Consider the following 21,216-nt stretch of genomic DNA (forward strand, 5'->3'; position numbering starts at 1 on the left):
GCCCGGGGCCTCCCTCAGGGCGCGGGGGCCGCGCGCCGGGCCCGCAGGTGCGACCAGGTGAGCTCGGTGACGTGCCCGGCCATGGCGTCGGGGCTCTCCTCCGGGTGGTCCAGGAGCCAGTCGGCGTAGGCGTCGGCCGTGCTGACGGCGATGCGGGCCAGGAGCTGCGCGTCCTTGGTGCCGTGCTCGTCCAGGAGGCCTCCGGTGCAGCTGGTGATGAGGCCGGCGACCTCGTCCATGACCCGGTTCCTCATGCGCGCGGCCTCCGCGGCGAACGGCTCCCCCTGGACGGCGGCGCGCCGGTACAGGACGGTCCAGCTCTCACGGTTCCCGGTCACGAAGGTGAAGAAGGCGTGCATGCCCCGGCGCAGGGGGTCCTCCCCGGAACGGGCCCGGGGGTCGTGGACCGCCTCCCGGATCGCGGCGATGAGCCGCTCGCCCTCCCTGTGCACGCAGGCCGTGAAGATCCCTTTTTTCGAGCCCAGGTAGTGGTACACCGTGGGCTTGGAGGTACCGGCCGCCTCGGCGATCTCCTCCACCCTGACGGAGTGGTAGTCGCCACGGGAGAACGCCGTCACCGCGGCGTCGATCATCTGCTGTTCCCTGATCCGGCGCGGAAGTCTGCGCTGTGTGGTCTTCACGAACCCAGACTTTATTGCGGCGGGGGCGCGGATCCAGGGCCGCGCGTCACACGCGTCGCCCGCCCCTCGGGACGCCGGGGACCCGCGCATGCGTGACCTGTGGCGACGGGCGGACCGCCGCCGGCCCGCGGTGGTATTTCCCACACCGGGCCGGGGCGGGCGGCCGGGCGCCGCGCACGGGCGCGCGAGGCCCGGCCGCCTCCCGTCACACCGGGTCGGGCGTGTCGCGCAGTTCCAGGGTGCAGCACTTGGCTCCGCCCCCGGCCTTGCGCAGCTCGTCCATCTCGACCGGGTGGACGGTCCTGCCGAGCTCCCGCAGGCGGTCGGCGAGGGCCGTCGCCTCCGCGGCGACGACGATGTCGTCTCCCGCGCAGACGGCGTTGAGGCCGAGCACCGCCGCGTCCTCCTCCGTGGCCAGCAGCGCGTCCGGGTAGAGCGCGCGCAGCACCCGGCGGCTCCCCTCGGAGAAGGCCCCGGGGTAGTAGGCGATCTCCCGGCCCGAGAGCGCGAACAGCGCGGTGTCCAGGTGGTAGAAGCGCGGATCGACCAGTTGCAGGGTGACGACGGGGCGGCCGAGGAAGCGCTCGGCCTCCTGGTGCGCGGCGGCCTCGGTACGGAACCCGGTGGCGGCCAGGACCACGTCGTCCAGGGTGACGAAGTCCCCCTCCCCCTCGTTGACGTGCTTGGGCTCGCGGGTCTCGGCGTAGCCCGCCTTGCGGAACCAGTCCAGGTAGGCCGGGCCCTCGGGGGTGCGCTCGGCGCTGGCGAAGCGCGCGCCGTAGACCCGGCCGTCGACGACCAGGGCGCCGTTGGCCGCGAAGACCATGTCCGGCAGGCCGTCGACGGGCTCGATCTCGCTGACCCGGTGCCCGAGGCGGAGGTAGAGGTCGCGCAGCCCCTCCCATTGCCGGATCGCCCTTTCCCTGTCCACTCCCGCCGCCGGGTCCATCCAGGGGTTGATGGCGTATTCGATCGCGAAATAGGTCGGCCGGCACATCAGGTAGTGCCGCGCTCCCGGTGCCGATGCGGCCGGACGAGCCATGGGACCTCCCGTGAGACGCGCGGAACGCTGTTCAGCCCTCGGTGGTACACGCATTTACCACATCGTGGTTCCCGCACGGATGAAGAGGAGATACCCTCCACCGGAGTTCCGGCAACAGATGGTTTTTCCAGAATTGTTCCCCGGTGTCCCGGGCCTCCCCCGGCACCGGCGCGGAACACGGCGCGGTGCCGGGCGGAGGAGGGCCTCCCGCTCCCCCGACCGGCGGGGCCGGTCACCGGCGGCGGCCCGCGCCCGCCCGGCCGACCGCCTCCTCCAGTTCGTCCCTGCTCATCCGCGAGCGGCCCGGGACCTCCAGCTCCGAGGCCTGTCGGAGGAGTTCGCGCTTGGTCCGGCGGCCCTCGGCGGCGCCCCTCGCCTCCGCGCGGACGGTGGCGGGCCTGCGCGGCACGGGGGCGCGTCCCCGCTTGTGCGGGCGGTTCGGCAGGCTCTGCCGGAGCGCCTCGCCGATCGCGCCGACCTCCCCGCCCCCCTCCGAGCGGTCGGGGCGGTGGGAGAACGTGCTCCCCCGGGCCTTGGCCCGCACCAGTTCGGTGAGCCGCCTGCCGTAGCTGTCCTCGTATTCCCCGGGGTCCCACTCCACGGACAGGGCCCTGACGAGCTCCTGGGCCAGCTCCAGCTCGCCCTTGCCGGGTTCGGCCCCCGTGACGGGCGGCATCACGTCGTCCGGGTCGCGGACCTCGTCCGGCCACCACAGGGTGGAGGCCGCCAGCACCCCCCGGTGCGGTTGGACCAGGACCGGGTACTCGCGCTCCCGCAGGACGACGGTGGCCGCGCCCACCCTGCGGGTCCGGTCCAGGGCCGCGTGGAGGAGCCGGTAGGCCTCGGTGTCGGCGGGGCCCCGGGGGGACGCGTAGTAGGTGGACGCGTACCAGAGCGGGTCGACGGCCCCCTCCGGCAGGAAACCGCGCATCTCCATGGTGCGCGAGCCCGCCGGCAGGATGTCCTCCAGCTCCTCGGGTTCGAGGACCACGTACTCGTCCTCGATCCCGGTGCGCGCCCCGCGCACGACCTCCTCGGGGGCGACCTCCTCCCCGGTGCGCTCGTTGACGCGCACGTAGCGGATGCGGTCCGCGGTGCCCCGCTGGAACTGGTGCAGCACGGGACCCCTGCGCTCCCGGGCGCTGTAGAGGCGCACGCCGATCGGCACCCGACCGAACATCAGGGTTCCCACCCAAACCGGATTGACCATGATCCCTCCCTCTGCCTCCCATCATCACTCCCACCTGGCAAGACCCCGCCCACGGAGGGCAAAGGGGAGGTCAGGCCCACGGGGCGGCCGCCGTCCCCGGCGACCGCGGCTCCGTGGCGCGCCGGGGCGGGAGGGAGTGCCCCCGATATCGGACCGACCGGTCGGTATTGCTACTGTCACGGCAATCCCCGATTGGAGTCGCTCCCATGAGTACGACCGTCAAGGCCGCCGTCTTCTCCGAGCAGGGCGCGCCCCCCGAGATCCGTGACCTCGTCCTTCCCGACCCCGGCCCCGGGCAGGTCCGTGTGCGCATCGCCGCGGCCGGCGTGTGCCACTCCGACCTCTCCCTGTCCAACGGGACCCTGGCGCAGAAGTGGCCCGCGGTGCTCGGCCACGAGGGCGCGGGGACCGTCGAGGCCGTGGGCGAGGGCGTCACCGGCGTGGCGCCCGGCCAGTACGTCATCCTCAACTGGGCCCCGGCCTGCCGGGAGTGCTGGTTCTGCCTCCAGGGCGAGCCCCACCTGTGCGAGCACGCCCTCGACGGAGCGGCCCGGCCGTACGCCGAGCTGGCCGACGGCACCCCCGTCCACCCGGGGCTGGGCTGCGGGGCCTTCGCCGAGGCCACCGTCGTCCCCGCCCGCGCCGTCGTGCCCCTGCCCGACGGGATCGACCCCTCCGTCGCCGCCGTGCTGGGCTGCGCCGTGCTCACCGGCTGGGGCGCCGTCAACAACTCCGCGGCCGTGCGGGCGGGACAGACGGCCGTGGTGCTCGGCCTGGGCGGGGTCGGGCTGTCGGTGGTGCAGGCCGCCCGCCTGGCCGGCGCCGACCAGGTGATCGCCGTGGACGTCTCCCCCGAGAAGGAGGAGCTGGCCCGGTCCCTGGGGGCGACCGACTTCCTGATCGCCGACGAGACGCTGACCCGGTCCGTGCGCGGGCTGACGGGGCGCCGGGGGGCGGACCACGCGTTCGAGGTGGTCGGCTCCGCCCGGGTGGTGCGCTCGGCGTGGGACGCCACCCGGCGCGGCGGGACGGTCACGGTGGTGGGCGTGGGAGCACTCGACGACGAGGTCTCGTTCAACGCCCTGGAGCTCTTCCACCAGGGACGCACCCTGCGCGGATGCGTCTACGGCTCCAGCGACCCCGAGCGCGACATCCCGGTGATCGCCGCACACGTGCGCTCCGGCGGGCTGAAGCTCGCCGCGATGGTCACCGACGAGATCTCCCTGGAGGGGTTGCCGGAGGCCTTCGAGCGCATGCGCCGGGGCCTGGGCGGGCGGTCCCTCGTGCGTTTCGGGGCCTGAGCCCGCGGTCGGCGCCGCCTCCTCCTCCCCCGCGGCGCGGCGCCGACCGCCGAACACCCGCCCTCTTTGTCACGGTGTGACAAATGATGTGGCGCAGGACACACGCCACCCTTGTCGGCGGGGACACGGCGCGGCACAGTCGTCACCATCGCGCACGCCGTGGCCCTCCGGGCGCGGACCATCCGAGGGGAAGGAACCAGATGAGCAGCGGAGCCGACCGAGCCGACGCGATCGTCGTCGGAGCCGGGCTGGCGGGACTGGTCGCGGCCGCCGAGCTGGCCGACGCGGGAAAGAGGGTGCTCCTGCTCGACCAGGAGCCCGAGCAGTCCCTCGGCGGCCAGGCGTTCTGGTCGTTCGGCGGCCTCTTCCTCGTGGACTCCCCCGAACAGCGGCGCATGGGTGTCAGGGACTCCCGCGAACTCGCCCTCCAGGACTGGATGGGCACCGCGGCCTTCGACCGCCCCGAGGACGAGTGGCCGCGCCGGTGGGCCGAGGCCTACGTGGACTTCGCCGCCGGGGAGAAGCGCTCCTGGCTGCACGCCCAGGGGCTGCGGTTCTTCCCCGTCGTGGGCTGGGCCGAGCGCGGCGGCCACCTGGCCGGCGGGCACGGGAACTCCGTCCCCCGCTTCCATATCACCTGGGGCACCGGCCCCGGCGTGGTCGCGCCCTTCGAGCGCCGGGTGCGCGCGGCGGTCGAACGGGGCCTGGTCACGCTGCGCTTCCGGCACAGGGTGGACGAACTGGTCGTGACCGACGGGACCGTCACGGGGGTGCGCGGCGCCGTCCTGGCCCCCAGTGACATCTCCCGCGGCCAGGCCAGCAACCGCGACGTGGTCGGCGGCTTCGAGATGGCCGCGCAGGCGGTCGTGGTCACCTCCGGGGGGATCGGCGCCAACCACGACCTGGTCCGCGCGAGCTGGCCCGAGCGCCTGGGCGCCCCTCCGAAGCACATGCTGTCGGGGGTGCCGGAGCACGTGGACGGGCGGATGCTCGGCATCACCGAGCGGGCGGGCGGGCGGATAGTCAACCCGGACCGCATGTGGCACTACACCGAGGGCATCCAGAACTGGGACCCCGTCTGGGCCAGGCACGGCATCCGCATCCTGCCGGGCCCGTCGTCCCTGTGGCTGGACGCGACCGGCAAACGGCTGCCCGCGCCCTGCTTCCCCGGGTTCGACACCCTCGGCACGCTCGACCACATCATGCGGAGCGGCCACGAGTACACGTGGTTCGTGCTCTCCCAGAAGATCGTCGAGAAGGAGTTCACCCTGTCGGGCTCGGAGCAGAACCCCGACCTGACCGGCAAGGACCTCAGACTCCTCCTCCAGCGCGTCCTCCCCGGCGCCCCGGGCCCCGTGGAGGCGTTCAAGGAGCGCGGCGCGGACTTCGTCGTCGCCGACAGGCTGCCCGCGCTCATCCGGAAGATGCGGGAGATCGCCGGGGACGGGGTGCTCGACGCCGACACCGTCACCCGCGAGGTGGTGGCCCGCGACCGCGAGATGGCCAACACCTTCACCAAGGACCTCCAGGTCATGAGCATCCACTCGGCCCGCGCCTACCGGGGCGACAGGCTGGTACGGGTGGCCAGGCCGCACCGGATCCTGGACCCGAAGGCCGGCCCCCTGATCGCCGTGCGGCTGCACATCCTCACCCGCAAGTCCCTGGGCGGCCTGCACACCGACCTGGACGCGCGTGTGCTGGGGGCGGACGGCGCCCCGGTGCCGGGCCTGTACGCGGCGGGCGAGGTCGCCGGTTTCGGCGGCGGGGGCGTGCACGGCTACCGGGCCCTGGAGGGGACGTTCCTGGGCGGGTGCCTCTTCTCGGGCCGCACCGCGGGCCGGGCCGCCGCGTCCGCCGTCGGCTAGCGTCGCGCGTCGGGGCTCGCGTCCCCCGATCCGGGTTACGGCCGACCGCCCAAGATGAGAGGGGAGGTCGTTTATTCACGAGTTTCTCGATTCCGGCCCACGACCGCCCCTCCTCCACAATCCTGGTCCTCATGCATATGAGGAGGCATGATGGCAGTTATGACTATCGGCAAGACCGTCCCGAAACCGGGGCCGCTCACAGTGGACGACCTTCAGCACACGCCGGACGACGGACGGCGCTACGAGCTGGTCGACGGGCGGCTTGACGTGGCTCCCGCTCCCTCCAGCCTGCACACGCTGGCCACCGGGCGCCTCACCGCCCACCTGAGCTACGCCGCACCCGTGGGAATGCTCGTGATGGACGGCCCGGGCATCACTCTCGACACGGAGCGGACACGGCACCGGATACCCGACGTGGCCGTGATCCGGAGCGAGGACTTCCAGATGCCGTACACGACGAGGCCGCCGGTGCTGGCGATCGAGGTGGTCTCCCCCGAGAGCGTCTTCCGCGACCACCACACCAAGCGCCGCGAGTACGCGGAGTTCGGCATCCCCTCGTACTGGGTCATCACCCCCGACCGGGACAAGGCGAGCATCATCGAACTGCGGCTGGAGGACGGCGAGTACGCAGAGGTCTCGGCCGCGTTCGGGGAGGAGGTCTTCGAGACCAGCGTTCCCTTCCCCGCCCGGATCGTTCCGCAGTGGATGCTCAGGCTCGACGGCGACTGGCGCGCGCACATCACCGGACCGGAGGAGACCGAGGAGACCACGAAGCCCGCAGCCGGGGACTAGGCCGCACACGGCGAACGGCGCCGGACACCCTCGGGTGTCCGGCGCCGGCGTGGGCGGGGGATGTCACTCCTCGGTCGGTTCCCGGGACTCCTCGTCCCGGGGCACCTCCTCGGGCGGGTCCTGCTCCGGCGCGGATCTGCGCGGTCTGCCCCGGCGGGGGATGGCCCCGGCCTCCTTCGGCATCCGCCCCGCGTCGTCCAGCGCCCGGCGCAGGAGGAACTCGATCTGTGCGTTGGTGCTGCGCAGCTCCTGTCCGGCCCACCGCGCGAGCGCGTCGTGGACGGCGGGGTCGAGCCGCAGCAGCACCTTCTTGCGATCGGGCACGGCCGCCTCCCCCCGTTTTACTGGTACAGGGTCCCGGTGTTGACGACGGGGCTGGCGGGCCGGTCGGAGCACAGCACCACGAGCAGGTTGCTGACCATGGTGGCCTTGCGCTCCTCGTCCAGCTCGACCACGTTCTCCGCCGACAGGCGGGTGAGCGCGCGGTCCACCATGCCGACGGCCCCCTCGACGATCTCCTGCCGGGCGGCGATCAGGGCGCTGGCCTGCTGACGCTGGAGCATGGCCTGGGCGATCTCCGACGCGTAGGCCAGGTGGGTGAACCGGGACTCCACGACCTTGACGCCCGCGGCCTGGACCCGCTCGCCGACCTCCCTGGAGAGCTCCTCGGTGATGAGGTCGGCACTGCCGCGCAGGGACCGGCTGGTGTCGGTGTCGTAGGAGTCGTAGGGGTAGTAGCCCGCGATGTGGCGGACCGCCGCCTCGGTCTGGATGGACACGAACTCGACGAAGTCGTCCACCTCGAAGGAGGCGCGGGCGGTGTCCTCGACCTGCCAGACGATGACGGCGGCGATCTCGATGGGGCTGCCGGAGGCGTCGTTGACCTTCATGACGGAGGTCTCGTGGTTGCGGATGCGGGTGGAGACCCCCTTGCGGAGGGTGAAGGGGTTGACCCAGCGCAGGCCGTCGGTGCGGACGCTGCCGACGTAGCGGCCGAACAGCTGGACGACCTGGGCCTCGTTGGGCGCGACCATCGTCAGCCCGAACGCGAGCCCCAGTCCGACCAGGCCGACGACGATGCCGACGGCGATCAGGAGGGGCGGCAGTCCGAGTATCGGGAGCAGGGCGGTGCCCGCGCCGACCAGGACCAGCACGAGGCTGATCAGGGCGAACAGGATGCCGTCGTGGCTCTTCGCCGTGTGCTCCCGGTACTCGGGCGCCGGCGCGGTGGGCTGGCTGGTTTCGGCCATCGCTTCTTCCGTTCTCTTCAAGGTGATGACTCGAGCATAGCATTGTGATATCACTTTTAATAGCGAACGGCCCGCCGGGCCCCGAAGAGAGGAGACGTGGAAGCGATGACCACAGACGCGCCGCGCCTGCGCCCGCCCCACCACCGCGTGGACCGACGGGCGATCCGGTGGTGGACGACACGGTCGCTGGCCGTGACCGTCGTCCTCACGGCGGTCCCCCTCGTCCCCGCGATCATCTGGGAACCGCCGCGCACCTGGTTCCTGCTCGCCACCGCCGTGGTCGGCGGGGTCGGGCTCCTGATCACCGTCCTCATGCCGCAGTGGCGCTACCGCGTCCACCGGTGGGAGGTCACCGACACCGCCGTGTACACGTCCAGCGGATGGATCTGGCAGGAGTGGCGCGTGGCCCCGATGTCGCGCATCCAGACCGTCGACACCGCGCGGGGCCCGCTCCAGCGGGTGTTCGGCCTGTCCAGCGTGACCGTGACCACCGCCTCGGCGGCGGGACCGATCGAGATCACGGGCCTGGACCACGTCCGGGCCACCGAGGTGGCGGAGCAGCTCACCGAGACCACCCAGGCGACCCCGGGAGACGCGACATGAGCACCCCCGACGAGCACAGGCGGCCCCTGCGCGAGGACGAACCGGACCGCCCGAGCGGACCGGAGGGCGTCACGGCCGACGGCTCCGCCCTCCCGTCGCCGGCGGGCGGCGCGGCCGCCCCCGGCCGCCTCGGGGCGGACGGCCCGGAGCCGGGGAGCACCCCCGGCCCGGGCGCCGCCGCCACCGAGGACGGAGGCTGGCGGCGGCTGCACCCGTTGAGCGTGTGGGCGAGCACCCTCGTGGCGGGCGCCTTCCTCGTTCCCGGGGCGATCGTCGCCACCGTGGTCCTGGTAATCGCGGGCGAACCCCTGTGGGCCCTGGCCCCCCTCCCCGGCGCACTCGCCTTCCTCGCGCTCATGACGTACCTCGACCTGCTGAGGCTGCGGGCCACCCGCTACCGGGTCACCGACGAGCGCATGGAGGTGCGGTCCGGCATCATCGCCAAGTCCTACCGCTCCATCCCGCGCGAGCGCGTGCGCAGCGTGGACGTCGCCGCGCCCCTCTACGCCCGGGTCTTCGGCCTGTGCTCGGTGACGGTCGGCACCGGCGAGCAGGTCGGCGCGGGGGCCGAGCAGCTCCAGCTGCTCTACGTCACCGCGGAGCAGGGCGAATGGCTGCGCCGCGAACTCCTCCACCGCGGCGCCCCGCGGACCGCCGGGGCCACTGCCGCCGGGGAGGGCCCGGCGCCCGGCGACGACGGTGGGATCGAGGTCGAACTGGCCCGGCTCGACCGGCGCTGGTTCGCCTTCGCCCCCGTGACCACCGCCACGGTGGGCGTGGGCCTCGGTGTCATCGCCACGCTCCTGGGGGCGAACGCCCAGGGCAACGGCGCCCCGTGGCGGTGGATCTCCGAGCGGGCGAACCTGCCCAGCGGCGAGGAGATGGCCTCCTTCGTCGTGGGCCAGATACTGCTCGTGGCGCCCCTGACCCTGCTCGGCCTGCTGGTCTCCGGCGTACTCGTCGTGACGGCAGTGGCGGTGGAGACCTGGTGGGACTACCGGCTCACGCGGGAGGCGGACGGCACCGTGCGCCTGCGCCGCGGCCTGCTCACCAGCGTGTCGCTGTCGGTGGAGGGGCGCCGTCTCAACGGCGTGACCCTGCACGAGCCCTTCCTGCTGCGGTCCGCGGGCGGTGCGGACGTGCGGGCGGTCGCGACCGGCCTGGGCGCGGCCGACGACCAGAAGGCCAGCGCCAAGAGCCGCCTGTCCCCGGCCATGCCCCGGGAGCTGGCACGGGGGCTGGCCGCCGACCTGATGCGGACGCAGGACTCGCCCCTGGACGTGCCCCTGGCCCCCCATCCGCGGGCGGCGCTGCGCCGCCGGCTCACCCGCGCGGGGTACGCCACGGTGCTGGCCCTGGTGCTGTCAGGGGTCCTGGCCTGGCTCCACACGCTGGCGTCCGAGGCGTGGTGGGAGGCCGCGCACGAGGTCGAGGAGTACATCATGCCCGTTCCGCTGACGGTCCGGGCCGTGGAGTCCGCTCCGGTCTGGGGGTGGGCGGTGGTCGCCGTGCTGCTCGGCGCGGCGGCGTTCTGGTACGCGGTGGGCTCCTACCGGGGGCTCGGTCACGGGCTGCACCCGCGCTACCTGGTGGTCCGGCGGGGGATGGCGGTGCGCAGGACGGTGACCCTGGAGAGGGCCGCGGTGATCGGCTGGCGGATCACCAGGTCGCCGTTCCAGCGGCGGCTGGGCCTGGCGGACGTGGCGGCGACCACGGCCGCGGGCGAGGGGATGTACGCTGCGGCGGACGTGGGGCTGGGCGAAGGGCTGGCCTGGGCCGACGAGGCGGTACCGGAGCTGCTGGAGCCGTTCCTGGTGCGCGGCGGCGGGGGGCCGGCGGACGGCCCCGGGGCCTCCGGCCCGCCCTGAGGAGCGCGTCCCGGCCCCGGGCCCCCGTGGTACGGGGGTCCGGGGCCGGCGTCGGCTCACGGTCCGCCGGGGACCGTGTCGCCGATGGGGTCGCCGTTGACCCGCAGTCCGCTGGTGTGGGTCAGTGCCATCTCCAGGATCGGGTAGATCTCGAACAGGCGCCCCATGCCGAGCGCGTCGAGCACGCGCGCGGCGATGGGCGCGGGTTCGGCGAGCACCACGTGGCGCCCCTCAGCGGTGAGGGTCCTGAAGACCGACACGAGGGCGCTCACCCCGCTCGCGTCGAAGAAGTCGAGCCCCGACATGTCCACGACCAGGCAGTCGCACCGTGAGGCGTGCGCGGCCTGGAGCAGCCGATCGCGCATGCGGTCGGCGGTGGCGAGGTCCACCTCGCCGTGGACGGGCACGACCGTCACACCTGTACAGCGGAAACGCTCCTGGGCAGAGAACCGGGCATCCATCACCACTCGGGCCACCTCTCACCGGACGTAACCTTTCCACTACGCAACCGCGTACGAGATCGTAGCCTCTACAGAGAACCCCCGGGAGGCTTTCCGTGAGAAAAACCCGCGAAATCTCGCTGATATGGCCACCCGGCCAGGTTGGTGTCACCCTGTCCCGGGATGACGGGACACACGGCTGCGGGCCCGCGACTGCCGGACCTCTCCTCATCTCTCTCGGACACTCCCGAACCCCCCGCCGCGCCGTGCTTTACGGTCGTGAATGCGGTAGAAGCAGTACATGTGACACCCGCCGGCGTCCGCGCCTCCGGGCCGGGCCCCCGGGCCGACCTCAGGGACAGCAAGACGAAGGGAGGGAGCGGTGACCGCGACCGGCCGCCGGGCCGGGCGCCCGCCGCGCACCCGATGACCGAAACCGCCGACACACAGCCCGGCTGGCTCGCCCCCGAGGAACTGGAGAGCGTCCGGGGCAGGATGCCCGTCCTCTACGTCCAGGCGGTACCCGTCCGGGTGGACGAGGCGGGGCAGGTGACCCACATCGGCCTGCTCCTGCGCGCCACCCCGGACGGCAGCTTCCAGCGCTCGGTGGTCTCGGGCCGCGTGCTCTACCACGAGCGGGTGCGCGACGCCCTGCTCCGCCACCTGGAGAAGGACCTGGGGCCGGTGGCCCTGCCGCGCATCCCCGGCTCCCCGCAGCCGTTCACGGTCGCCGAGTACTTCCCCACCCCGGGCGTCACCCCGTTCCACGACGCCCGCCAGCACGCGGTGGCGCTGGCCTACATCGTCCCCGTCTCGGGCGACTGCCAGCCCCGCCAGGACGCGCTGGACCTGGTGTGGTTCACCCCGGAGGAGGCGGCCAGCGCGCAGCTGCGCGAAGAGATGACGGGCGGCCAGGGGGTGCTGCTGCGCCAGGCGCTGGCCCACGTGGGCCACGCGCCCTGAGGCCCGCCGCGCGGGCCGCGGCGGCCCCGCACGACCGTTGAGGGGTCGGCGCCGGAGAAGCTCCGGCGCCGACCCCTTCCCGTGCCCCCGCCCTGTCCTTTATTATGACTGACTGGTCAGTCATCTAAGGATCGGTGCCACCGTGGAACACGTCCGCCCCCCGGCCTCCGAGCCCGCCGCCACCGTGCGCGGCCCGCGCACGGCCTCGTCCGCTCCGCGCAGCGGTCCCCCCGCGCGCGCCCTGCGCGGTCTCGCCACGGCCCTGGTCGGCCCCGACCCCTCCCCCGGCGAGACCGCCGCCACCCTGGCCTCCGCCGCGGCGGGCGCCGCGCTCGCCGTCGGGGCCTGTCTGGCCGCGGGCCTGCCGGCCGCGGCGACCGCGGTCACCGGGGTCGTCGCCCTCGACTTCTTCGGCGGCGCCGCGGCCACCTCGACGGCGGCGGCCAAACGGCGCTACCACGCGCCGGGACGCGCCTTCCGCCACCACCTGGGGTTCGTGGCCCTCCACGTCCAACCCTTCGCCCTGGCCCTGTTCGTGCCCGGCTTCGACTGGTGGACCGCCGCCGCCCTGTACCTGCTCGCCCTGGGGTGCGCGGCGGCCGTGGGCCTGGCCCCGCTCCCCGTGCGCCCGCCCGTCGCGTTCTGCGCCACGGCGACCGGCTCCGCCGCCGCCCTGCTGCTCCTGCCGGTGCCCGACGCCCTCTCCTGGCTGGCGCCGGTCATGCTCGTCAAACTCCTCCTGGGCCATATGCTCCCCGGAGCGGCACGGGGAGCGGCGGAGAGGGGAGCCCATGGCACCGAAGAGGGTCGACCGGGAGGCGCGGCGTGAGGAGATCCTCTCGGCCGCCGTACGCGTGTTCGCGCGCCAGGGGTTCGCCGCCACCAGGATCGAGGACGTCGCCGCCGAGGCCGGCATCGCCAAGGGCAGCGTCTACCTCTCCTTCGGCAGCCGCGACGAACTGCTGGCCGCCGCGTTCGCGCGGTTGGCCGAACGCTCCGCGGGCGTGCTGGCACACGCCTCCGCGGAGGGGGCCCCGGCGGTCGAACGGCTCGCCTCGCTCGTGCGGGCGGCCGTGGCCATGCTCGCCGACGAGCCCGACCTCACGCGTGTGACGGTCGACCTGTGGGCGGCCGGCCGCCACGGCGGGGCCGCCGCCCCCCTCGACATGGCCTCGGTCTACCGCGAGTACCGGGGCGCGGTCGCCGACCTCCTCCGCCGCGCGGCCGCCGAGGGCGACCTGCGCCCCGGTGTCGGCGAACCCGAGGCCACCGTGGTGGTCGGAGCGATCGAGGGCTGCCTCGTCCAGTGGCTGATGGACCCCGGCGTACGGCTGGACGAGCTCGCCGGCACGGTGGTCGAGGTCTGCCTGACGGGTCTGCGGCCGACCGGGCCGTGACCGCCTCCCGGCGGGCCCGGGGAGGACGCGGGGAGCCCCCGGCGCATAAGCTCGGACCCATGCCCGAACCGCTTGTCCCCGACGCCCTCGCCCTGGCCCAAGAGGCCGCCGGGAGCGGGGCCCGCAGGGCCGTGCTCGGCCTGACCGGCCCTCCCGCCGCGGGGAAGTCGACCCTCGCCCGCCACCTGGTGGCCGAGGTCTGCCGGGTGATGGGGCCCGGGACCGCCGGCTACCTGCCCATGGACGGCTTTCACCTGTCCAACGCCCAGCTCGGCCGGCTGGGCAGGCTCGACCGCAAGGGTGCGCCGGACACCTTCGACGCGCACGGGTACGCGGCGCTCGTACGCCGCCTGCTGACCGAGGCGGACCACCCCGTCTACGTCCCCGACTACGACCGGACCCTGCACGAGCCGGTGGCGGCGCGGCACGTGATCGATCCGCACACCCGGCTGGTCGTGACCGAGGGCAACTACCTCGCGAGCGACGACGAGCCCTGGGCGGGGCTGCGGGGCCTGTTCGCCGGGCTCTGGTACGTGGAGGCCGACGACGGGCTGCGGGAGCGCAGGCTGCACCGGCGGCAGGTGTCGGGCGGGGCGAGCGAGGAGGCGGCCCGGGACTGGGTGGAGCGCAGCGACCGCCCCAACGGCGAGCTGGTCAAACGGTTCCGTGCGAACTGCACGCGGGTGGTGACGACGGGGACCGTGCCCCGGAGGTGAGTCCGGCCCCCGCCGGGGGCGCCCGGGGGCAGGGGCCGCGGAAGCGCCGCGATCCGGCGCCGCGCCTCCCGCCGCCCCCGGCCCGTCTCACGCCCCCCGGAGCCGCGCCCGCCCCGCGTGACGGGTCTCACCCCTGGGGGCGAGAACGCCTGGAACGAAAGGCTTCCCCGCGTTCCACCCGGGGACCACCAGGCGGACACGAGCACCCCAGGCGTCCACATATCGAGACAAATGTTTCACATAGTGTCCACCGCGGCTAACATCCAGCCATCATCACAGCACTGACCTGGAAAGAAGTCCCATGACGGACGTCGCCCCACGCTCACCGGATGTGGCAGAGCCACCGACCAACCCCAGGCGCAAGGTCCTCACGGCCAGCCTCGTGGGCACGTCCATCGAGTTCTACGACTTCTACATCTACGCCACCGCCGCGGTCCTGGTCTTCCCGCTGCTGTTCTTCCCCGAGGGCGACATGCTGGCGGCGCGGCTCCAGTCGCTCGCCACCTTCGCGATCGCGTTCGTCGCCCGCCCCATCGGTTCCTGGGTGTTCGGGCACTTCGGGGACCGGGTCGGCCGCAAGGCCACGCTGGTCGCCTCCCTGCTGACCATGGGCATCGCGACCGTCGGCATCGGCGTGCTGCCGACCTACGCGCAGGTGGGCGTCCTCGCCCCCGTCCTGCTGGCGATCTGCCGGTTCGGCCAGGGCCTCGGCCTGGGCGGCGAGTGGGGCGGCGCGGCGCTGCTGGCGACCGAGAACGCCCCCGCCGGAAAGCGCGGCTTCTACGGCACGTTCCCGCAGCTGGGCGCCCCGATCGGGTTCTTCCTCGCCAACGGCGTGTTCCTGGCCCTGACCCAGACCATGAGCGACGAGACCTTCCTGGCCTGGGGCTGGCGGGTGCCGTTCCTGCTCTCGACCCTGCTGATCGTCGTCGGCCTCTGGGTCCGGCTGACCCTGCACGAGACCCCCGCGTTCGCCAAGGTCGTCGCGTCCGGGGAGCGGGTCAAGACCCCCATGGTCGAGGTGTTCCGCACCAGCTGGCGCGCGGTCGTCCTGGGGACCCTGATCATGGTCGCGACCTACGTGCTGTTCTACCTGATGACCGTGTTCTCGCTGGGCTTCGGCACCGACCCCGTGGCCGGGCTGGGCTACGAGCGCTCACAGTTCCTGGTCTTCCTGATGATCGGCGTGGTGTTCTTCGCCCTGTTCACCCCGGTCTCCGGACTCCTCGCGGACCGGTTCGGCCGCAAGCCCACCCTGATCGCGGTCACCGTCGCGATCATCGCCTTCGGCGTCGCGATGGGGCCGATGATGGCCGGCGGGGGCACGGTCGGGGTCATGGCCTTCCTGATCATCGGCCTGTCCCTGATGGGCCTGACCTTCGGCCCCATGGCGGCGGTCCTGCCGGAGCTGTTCCCGACCAACGTCCGCTACACCGGCGCCTCGGTCGCCTACAACCTGGCGGGCCTGCTCGGAGCCTCGTTCGCCCCCTACATCGCGACCTGGCTCGCGGGCACCTTCGGTCTGGCGTGGGTCGGCGGCTACCTGGTTCTCGTCAGTGTGATCACCCTCGTGGCCCTGCTGATCAGCCGGGAGACCCGGGACGACGACCTGGACGCCATCCCCGCCCGGGCACGCTAGGACCCCAGCCCCTCCGACGGGCCGGCCGGCACCCGCCGGCCGGCCCGTCCCCGTACGGGCGCTACGCGGCCAGGACCTCCGTGAGCAGGTCGCGGGACGTGAAGACGTGGCCGCGCATGCCGACCCCCTCCGCCGCGCGGATGTTGTCCTCCCGGTCGTCCACGAAGAGGATGCGCTCCGCGTCCACCCCCAGCGCGTCCCGGCACCAGAGGTAGGCCCCCTCCTCGGGCTTGGCGTGGCCGATGCGGCAGGAGAGGCCGCGGACCCGGAAGTGACCGAACCAGGGATGCTCGGCCTCGTAGTGGACGGCCAACTCCTCCGGGATGTTGGAGAGCAGGGCGACGGTCCGCCCGGCGTCCGCCAGCTCCGCGACCAGCGAGACCATGGCGGCGTCGACGGCGCTCCAGCTGGCGATGTCGGCCTCGACCAGGTCCGCGACCCGGCGGTCGTCGAAGCGGGCGCCCAGGGCCCGGCCCATCCTGTCCCAGTAGCCGGGGCCGTCCACATCGCCCCGGTCGTAGTCGGGGCGCAGGTCCCAGTACGCCTTCCAGAAGGCGGGCGCCGGCGCGTCCGCGACTTCCACCAACCGGTCCCTGCCCTCCTCCGACTGGTGGCACGCGATGACGCCGAAGAGGTCGAAGAGCACGATGTCGGGGGTCTGCCCCGGATGTTCGGAATGCACCATGCCGCCAGTGAACCCGACGGAGCTCCGCCCGGGCAAAGCGCCCCGGGGGGCCGCCCGCGGACACGGCGGGCGGGGCCTCCGGCCGCCACCGGGCACGGCCGCGGGACCGCGCCTGGCCGCTTCCGGTCGCGCCGGCGCTCCCCCCGGACGGCCCCTTCGCCGTAGGCTCTGGCGCACCTACCCCCTCCGCCCCGGGAGCCCCGTGTACGACGCAGCCCTCAAACTCGGCGCGGCCGTGGTCAAGGCCGCCTGCGGCCTCTGGCTCGGCAACCCCCTGGCGCAGAGCGCCGCCACGACCGTGGTCGACCTCGTCCAGGCCAGGGTCGCCGGCCAACGGGACCGGCGCAGGCTGGAGCGCCGGTTCGCCGAGATCGAGGAGAGCATCGCCGACCGCGTGGTCGGACAGCTCGAACACGAGTTCCACGGACTGGACGACAACGAGCGCGAGGCGGCGGTGCTCGCCGTGGCCGACGCGTTCGAGCGCGCGGGGCTCACCGACCGCACGCTGTTCGAGCAGGACCTGGACCCGCTCCACCTGGAGCGGTACGTCCGGGAGCGCAGCCCCGGCGCCACCCTCGACCTGGGCGGCCCGGCCGTCGCCCTGTACGACCGGGTACTCCCCGAAGCCTGCGCGTACGTCCTGGCCACCGCCTCCGCCCTGCCGCGCTTCCAGGCGGGGGCCTTCACCGAGCTGCTGCGCCGTGAGTCCCTGGTCCTCGAGCACCTGGAGGAGGTCCTGGACCGCCTCCCCCGGCGGGCCGAGGGGCGGGCCGAGGACCCCGGGACGGCGTTCACCACCGCCTACCTGCGCAAGGCGGCACAGCGCTGGGACGTGCTCGAGCTGTTCGGCGCCGACGTCGGCACCCGCAGCTACCCGCTGTCCCTGGCGTACCTGAGCCTGCGCGTGTCACGGGAGCCGGAGCATCCGCAGCCCGGGGACCGGTACGAGACGGGGGACAGCGGCGTCGAACAGGTCCTGGCCGCCCATCCGCGCACGTTCCTGCGCGGCCCGGCGGGATCGGGCAAGACCACGCTCCTGCGCTGGGTCGGGGTCAGGGCGAGCAGGGGCGACTTCCCGGAGGAGATGGCCTCCTGGAACGGGCTCGTGCCCTTCCTCGTGCCCCTGCGCGAGTACGTCGGACGCGATCTGCCCGAGCCTGCGGAGTTCGTCCGCCACACGGGACGGCACCTCGCCGACCAGGTCCCCCCGGGATGGGTCACCGGTCTGCTGGCCGGGGGTCGGGCCGTGGTCCTGGTGGACGGGGTGGACGAGCTCCCCAGAGGGCAGCGGGAGTCCGCTCGGCGCTGGCTGCGGGACCTCCTGGCGGACTTCCCCTCGTGCCGGTACGTGGTCACGGCACGTCCCGGGGCCGCCGGGGCGCGGTGGCTGGACGCCGAGGGCTTCGCCGGCGCCGACCTCCAGCCGCTCGGGGACCGGGACGTACGGGCGTTCGTCCACCACTGGCACGAGGCGGTGCGCAGCGGGACCGCCGACGCGGACGAGCGCGCGCTGCTCACCCGCCACGAGCACGAACTCGGCAGGAAGATCACGGGGCAGCGGCACCTGCGCGCCATCGCGTCCACCCCCTTGCTCTGCGCCCTCCTGTGCGCCCTGTACCGGGACCGGCGCACGGTGCTGCCCCGGGACCGGATGGAGGTGTACGAAGCCGCGCTCGCCATGCTCCTCAAGGACCGAGACCAGCAGCGCGGCATCGAGGGCGTGGACCTGTCCCGCCGGGAACTGGTCCTGCTGCTCCAGGAACTCGCCCGGTGGCTGGTCGTCAACGGCAGCTCCGACGCGCCCGTCGAGACCGCGCGGCGCCAGGTGGCCCGGTCGCTCGCCTCGATGCACCGCGTCGAGCAGGCGCCGGAGGAGGTCTACACCCACCTGGTGGTGCGCAGCGGCCTGCTGCACACGCCCACCGCCGACCGGGTGAGCTTCCTGCACCGCACGTTCGAGGAGTACCTGGCGGCCAAGGCGCTGGTGGAGGAGGACAGCTTCCCGCTGCTGGTGCGCAACGCCCACGACGACCAGTGGCACGAGGTGGTGGTGATGGCGGCGGGCCACGCCACCCCCGCCCAGCGGGAGGAGCTGATCCGGGGGCTCCTCGACCGCTCCGACCGGGTCCGCGCCCACCGGGACCGGCTGCTGATCGTGGCGTTCGCCTGCCTGGAGACGTCGCCGCAGCTGTCGAGGGTCCTGGGCGAGGAGATCCGGGAGAGGGTCAGGGGGATCCTGCCGCCGCGCACGCGCGCCCACGTGCACGCGCTGTCACTGGTCGGCGAGTTCGCCCTGCCCCTCCTCCGGGAGATCCCGCCCGGCAACGCCCGGCAGGCGGAGAAGGTGATCGAGGCTGCCGCGGCCATCGGCGGGCCGGACACCGTGCCGGTCATCGGCAGGGCGCTCGACCTCGATTCGGAACGGGTCTTCCTCGCCGCGCAGAAGGCATGGTGGGCAGACCAAAGCAAGGAACTAGCTGAGGTTTTTCTGTCCCAAGCCAGATCGCTCGAAACGGACTACTACCTTCCCGTCCCGGCGGACAACATCGACCTTCTCGTCCGCCACCTTCCCGACCGTCCACGTGTCTCGCTCGAGGGGCAAAACGGGGACGGAATTGGTGACATCGTCCGGCTGCCCCACACGACCGAGGTGGAGCTGAGCAATCGGGACCACAACGTGTGGCACGGCATCGACATAGCGCCGCTCCGCGGATTCCCCGGACTCAGCAGATTCCGCGTGCACGGAAACGCGTCCATCCGGTCGGTTGCTCCCCTGACGCAGACCTCTCTGGAACAACTTTCACTCAGTCATCCCGGCCTCACCCGTGACCTGGAGATGCTGCGCGGCCTCGACCAGCTGTCCCGGCTGGAGTTCTACCACACGCTATCCACCGTTCCACTGAGAGAAATGTGTCCACCTCACGTTGCATCGCTCGCTTATGTGAACACACCAATCGAGAACCTCTCACCTCTTATCGACGCACCATCTACGTTCACAGCCGTCCGCGTCTGGTACTGCTCCGGTTTCCGTAGCATCGACGGTCTGGAAAGCCAGACGGAGTCACTCGTGCAATTCACCTATGGCGCTCGGGAAGCGCCGAATGTCCTGGACTTAAGCGAACTGGTCCGTTTCGGAAACCTCACCCTCCTGCGTCTGGACTTGGAGACCGCATCGGCAAACCGTCAGTGGATCAGCCGTATGCCCGGCTTGAGGTACCTCCAACTGTCGCTTCGCAACACGCCTGCGGTGGTACCGACATGGGTCCGCGACATCCCCGGATTGCACACCCTGAGCCTCCCGTGCTCAGGCCCCTTGGATGTACGACCCCTCGCCGGGGCACGCGGCCTCACCGTCCGAGCCCACCGCAGGACACGCGTGATTGGAGCGGGTCTTCTCGGCGAAGGCTCGGCCCTTCGTAGGGGATTCCCCGCCCCCGTGCTCCGTTAGTGAGCAACACAGGCGGCGGTCGTTTCCTCCGAACGGCCGCGCCGACCTCCCGGTCGGCGCGGCCGCGGCCCCCGTCTACCTCGCGGGGAGGATCCGGCCCGCCACCTCGCCGAAGTGCACCACCGTCCCGTCCGGGCCCGGAGCGGTCGCGGTGACGACCACCTCGTCGCCGTCCTCCAGGAAGGCGCGCTCGGCGCCGTCGGGCAGGCGCAGCGGCTCCTTGCCGCTCCAGGTCAGCTCCAGGAGGGAGCCGCGCTGGTCCGGCTCCGGGCCGCTGACGGTCCCGGAGGCGAAGACGTCCCCGGTGCGCAGGGAGGCCCCGTTGACGGTCATGTGGGCGAGCTGCTGCGCGGCGGTCCAGTACATCTGGTCGAAGGGCGGGGTCGACACCACGTGTCCGTTGAGCCGTACCTCCAGGCGCAGGTCCAGACCCCAGGGCCGCGACCCCCGCAGGTAGGGCAGCGGCTCGGGGTCCTGGGCCGGCTGCTCGACCCAGGCGGCCTCCAGGGCGGCGACGGGCACCACCCACGGGGAGACCGAGGTGGCGAACGACTTGCCCAGGAACGGGCCCAGCGGCACGTACTCCCAGGCCTGGAGGTCCCGGGAGGACCAGTCGTTGAGCAGGAAGACCCCGAACACGTGGTCGGCGAAGGAGTCCACCCCCACGCTCTCGCCCATCGGGCTGGGCGTGCCCACCACGAAGCCGACCTCGGCCTCGATGTCCAGGCGCACGGACGGCCCGAACACCGGCGCGGGCTCGGTCGGCGGCTTGCGCTGGCCGGTGGGCCGCACGATGTCGGTGCCCGACACCACGATGGTCCCCGAGCGGCCGTGGTAGCCGATCGGGAGGTGCTTCCAGTTCGGGGTGAGGGGCTCCTGGTCGGGGCGGAAGATCCGGCCGACGTTGGTGGCGTGGTGCTCCGAGGCGTAGAAGTCGACGTAGTCGGCCACGGTGAACGGCAGGTGCAGGCGCACCGACGACCGGTCCACCAGGTGCGGGCGGACGGCGTCGGCGTGGACGGGGTCGGTCAGCCACCCGGTGAGGGCGGACCGCACCTGGTCCCACACGGGGCGTCCGGCCGCCAGCAGGGCGTCCAGGCCGGGCCCGGCGACGGTGTCCGCGAACGGTGCGCCCAGGGCGCGGGCGGCGCCGCGGAGGTCCAGGACGTGTTCCCCGATGGCCACGCCCACGCGCGGTCCGGGGTCGGACGCGGTGCTGAACACCCCGTAGGGCAGGGTGGCCGGGCCGAACTGCGCGTCCGGGTCGAGGTCGAGCCAGCTGTCGGGCATGAGCGGTGCTTTCTGGGAGTGGGCGGTCGGTGGTCCGGGGCCCGGGGCGGTCCGGTCGGGAGCCGC

19 protein-coding genes are annotated in these 21,216 nt (G+C 73.1%); 11 read left to right on the forward strand and 8 right to left on the reverse strand.

Going from position 1 to position 21,216, the window contains the following annotated elements; genetic code table 11:
- Nucleotides 1–14 precede the first annotated feature (14 nt).
- The 3 genes from ACIRPH_RS07800 to ACIRPH_RS07810 form a co-directional block, all read right to left on the reverse strand.
- On the reverse strand, nt 15–641 hold the full coding sequence (locus ACIRPH_RS07800; protein WP_402910731.1) for a TetR/AcrR family transcriptional regulator: 627 nt from the start codon (nt 639–641) through the stop codon (nt 15–17).
- A 205-nt stretch (nt 642–846) separates the two neighbouring features.
- Nucleotides 847–1,683, reverse strand: a complete 837-nt coding sequence (gene ddaH / locus ACIRPH_RS07805; RefSeq protein ID WP_402910734.1) for a dimethylargininase — start codon at nt 1,681–1,683, stop codon at nt 847–849.
- 232 nt (nt 1,684–1,915) lie between these two features.
- Nucleotides 1,916–2,893 carry a Ku protein gene (locus ACIRPH_RS07810; RefSeq protein WP_402910736.1) on the reverse strand — a complete coding sequence of 326 codons (978 nt, stop codon included), beginning with the start codon at nt 2,891–2,893 and terminating at the stop codon, nt 1,916–1,918.
- Between the two features lie 206 nt (nt 2,894–3,099).
- On the opposite strand from ACIRPH_RS07810, the gene ACIRPH_RS07815 reads away from it, so the two are divergent.
- The 3 genes from ACIRPH_RS07815 (at nt 3,100) to ACIRPH_RS07825 (ending at nt 6,851) form a co-directional block, all read left to right on the forward strand.
- Nucleotides 3,100–4,194 carry an alcohol dehydrogenase catalytic domain-containing protein gene (locus tag ACIRPH_RS07815; RefSeq protein WP_402910738.1) on the forward strand — a complete coding sequence of 365 codons (1,095 nt, stop codon included), beginning with the start codon at nt 3,100–3,102 and terminating at the stop codon, nt 4,192–4,194.
- A gap of 200 nt (nt 4,195–4,394) precedes the next feature.
- Nucleotides 4,395–6,059 carry an FAD-binding dehydrogenase gene (locus ACIRPH_RS07820; protein WP_402910740.1) on the forward strand — a complete coding sequence of 555 codons (1,665 nt, stop codon included), beginning with the start codon at nt 4,395–4,397 and terminating at the stop codon, nt 6,057–6,059.
- Between the two features lie 150 nt (nt 6,060–6,209).
- Nucleotides 6,210–6,851 carry a Uma2 family endonuclease gene (locus ACIRPH_RS07825; RefSeq protein ID WP_402910742.1) on the forward strand — a complete coding sequence of 214 codons (642 nt, stop codon included), beginning with the start codon at nt 6,210–6,212 and terminating at the stop codon, nt 6,849–6,851.
- Between the two features lie 63 nt (nt 6,852–6,914).
- Here the strand turns inward: ACIRPH_RS07825 and ACIRPH_RS07830 are convergent, their stop codons facing one another.
- Together ACIRPH_RS07830 and ACIRPH_RS07835 are read right to left on the reverse strand one after the other, a co-directional pair.
- A complete protein-coding gene (locus tag ACIRPH_RS07830; RefSeq protein ID WP_402910744.1) occupies nt 6,915–7,175 on the reverse strand; it encodes a hypothetical protein in 261 nt (86 codons plus the stop codon).
- A gap of 17 nt (nt 7,176–7,192) precedes the next feature.
- Complete coding sequence (locus tag ACIRPH_RS07835) at nt 7,193–8,101, reverse strand: SPFH domain-containing protein (RefSeq protein ID WP_402910747.1); 909 nt, start codon at nt 8,099–8,101, stop codon at nt 7,193–7,195.
- Nucleotides 8,102–8,206: 105 nt separating this feature from the next.
- Between ACIRPH_RS07835 and ACIRPH_RS07840 the strand changes: the two genes are divergently transcribed.
- Both ACIRPH_RS07840 and ACIRPH_RS07845 read left to right on the forward strand, forming a co-directional pair.
- Entirely contained in the window at nt 8,207–8,704 is a 498-nt protein-coding gene (locus tag ACIRPH_RS07840) for a PH domain-containing protein (protein WP_402910750.1), read from the forward strand.
- Nucleotides 8,701–10,572, forward strand: a complete 1,872-nt coding sequence (locus tag ACIRPH_RS07845; RefSeq protein WP_402910752.1) for a PH domain-containing protein — start codon at nt 8,701–8,703, stop codon at nt 10,570–10,572. The genes ACIRPH_RS07840 and ACIRPH_RS07845 overlap by 4 nt, the downstream gene beginning before the upstream one ends.
- A 56-nt stretch (nt 10,573–10,628) precedes the next feature.
- Here ACIRPH_RS07845 and ACIRPH_RS07850 read toward each other — a convergent pair whose 3' ends face one another.
- On the reverse strand, nt 10,629–10,988 hold the full coding sequence (locus ACIRPH_RS07850) for an STAS domain-containing protein (protein ID WP_267944557.1): 360 nt from the start codon (nt 10,986–10,988) through the stop codon (nt 10,629–10,631).
- A gap of 450 nt (nt 10,989–11,438) precedes the next feature.
- On the opposite strand from ACIRPH_RS07850, the gene ACIRPH_RS07855 reads away from it, so the two are divergent.
- From ACIRPH_RS07855 to ACIRPH_RS07875, 5 genes are all read left to right on the forward strand, one after another.
- Nucleotides 11,439–11,975 (forward strand): NUDIX hydrolase family protein, encoded by a 537-nt coding sequence (locus tag ACIRPH_RS07855; RefSeq protein WP_402910755.1) that lies wholly within the window; start codon nt 11,439–11,441, stop codon nt 11,973–11,975.
- A 142-nt stretch (nt 11,976–12,117) separates the two neighbouring features.
- Nucleotides 12,118–12,804 (forward strand): hypothetical protein, encoded by a 687-nt coding sequence (locus ACIRPH_RS07860; protein WP_402910757.1) that lies wholly within the window; start codon nt 12,118–12,120, stop codon nt 12,802–12,804.
- Nucleotides 12,767–13,372 (forward strand): TetR/AcrR family transcriptional regulator, encoded by a 606-nt coding sequence (locus tag ACIRPH_RS07865; protein WP_402910760.1) that lies wholly within the window; start codon nt 12,767–12,769, stop codon nt 13,370–13,372. The genes ACIRPH_RS07860 and ACIRPH_RS07865 overlap by 38 nt, the downstream gene beginning before the upstream one ends.
- Before the next feature lie 59 nt (nt 13,373–13,431).
- Entirely contained in the window at nt 13,432–14,088 is a 657-nt protein-coding gene (locus ACIRPH_RS07870; protein WP_402910763.1) for a nucleoside/nucleotide kinase family protein, read from the forward strand.
- A 301-nt stretch (nt 14,089–14,389) separates the two neighbouring features.
- Nucleotides 14,390–15,727 carry an MFS transporter gene (locus ACIRPH_RS07875; protein WP_402910765.1) on the forward strand — a complete coding sequence of 446 codons (1,338 nt, stop codon included), beginning with the start codon at nt 14,390–14,392 and terminating at the stop codon, nt 15,725–15,727.
- A 61-nt stretch (nt 15,728–15,788) separates the two neighbouring features.
- Here ACIRPH_RS07875 and ACIRPH_RS07880 read toward each other — a convergent pair whose 3' ends face one another.
- A complete protein-coding gene (locus ACIRPH_RS07880; RefSeq protein WP_402910768.1) occupies nt 15,789–16,412 on the reverse strand; it encodes an HAD-IA family hydrolase in 624 nt (207 codons plus the stop codon).
- A 202-nt stretch (nt 16,413–16,614) separates the two neighbouring features.
- Between ACIRPH_RS07880 and ACIRPH_RS07885 the strand changes: the two genes are divergently transcribed.
- The gene (locus ACIRPH_RS07885) at nt 16,615–19,860 is read left to right on the forward strand and encodes an NACHT domain-containing protein (RefSeq protein ID WP_402910770.1); all 3,246 of its coding nucleotides are present in this window, start codon (nt 16,615–16,617) and stop codon (nt 19,858–19,860) included.
- A 75-nt stretch (nt 19,861–19,935) separates the two neighbouring features.
- Here the strand turns inward: ACIRPH_RS07885 and fahA are convergent, their stop codons facing one another.
- Nucleotides 19,936–21,150, reverse strand: coding sequence for a fumarylacetoacetase (gene fahA, locus ACIRPH_RS07890; protein ID WP_402910772.1), 1,215 nt, complete (start codon nt 21,148–21,150; stop codon nt 19,936–19,938).
- Between the last annotated feature and the right edge of the window lie 66 nt (nt 21,151–21,216).

It is taken from the genome of Nocardiopsis sp. NPDC101807 (genome assembly GCF_044766605.1).
Lineage (GTDB): Bacteria > Actinomycetota > Actinomycetes > Streptosporangiales > Streptosporangiaceae > Nocardiopsis > Nocardiopsis tropica.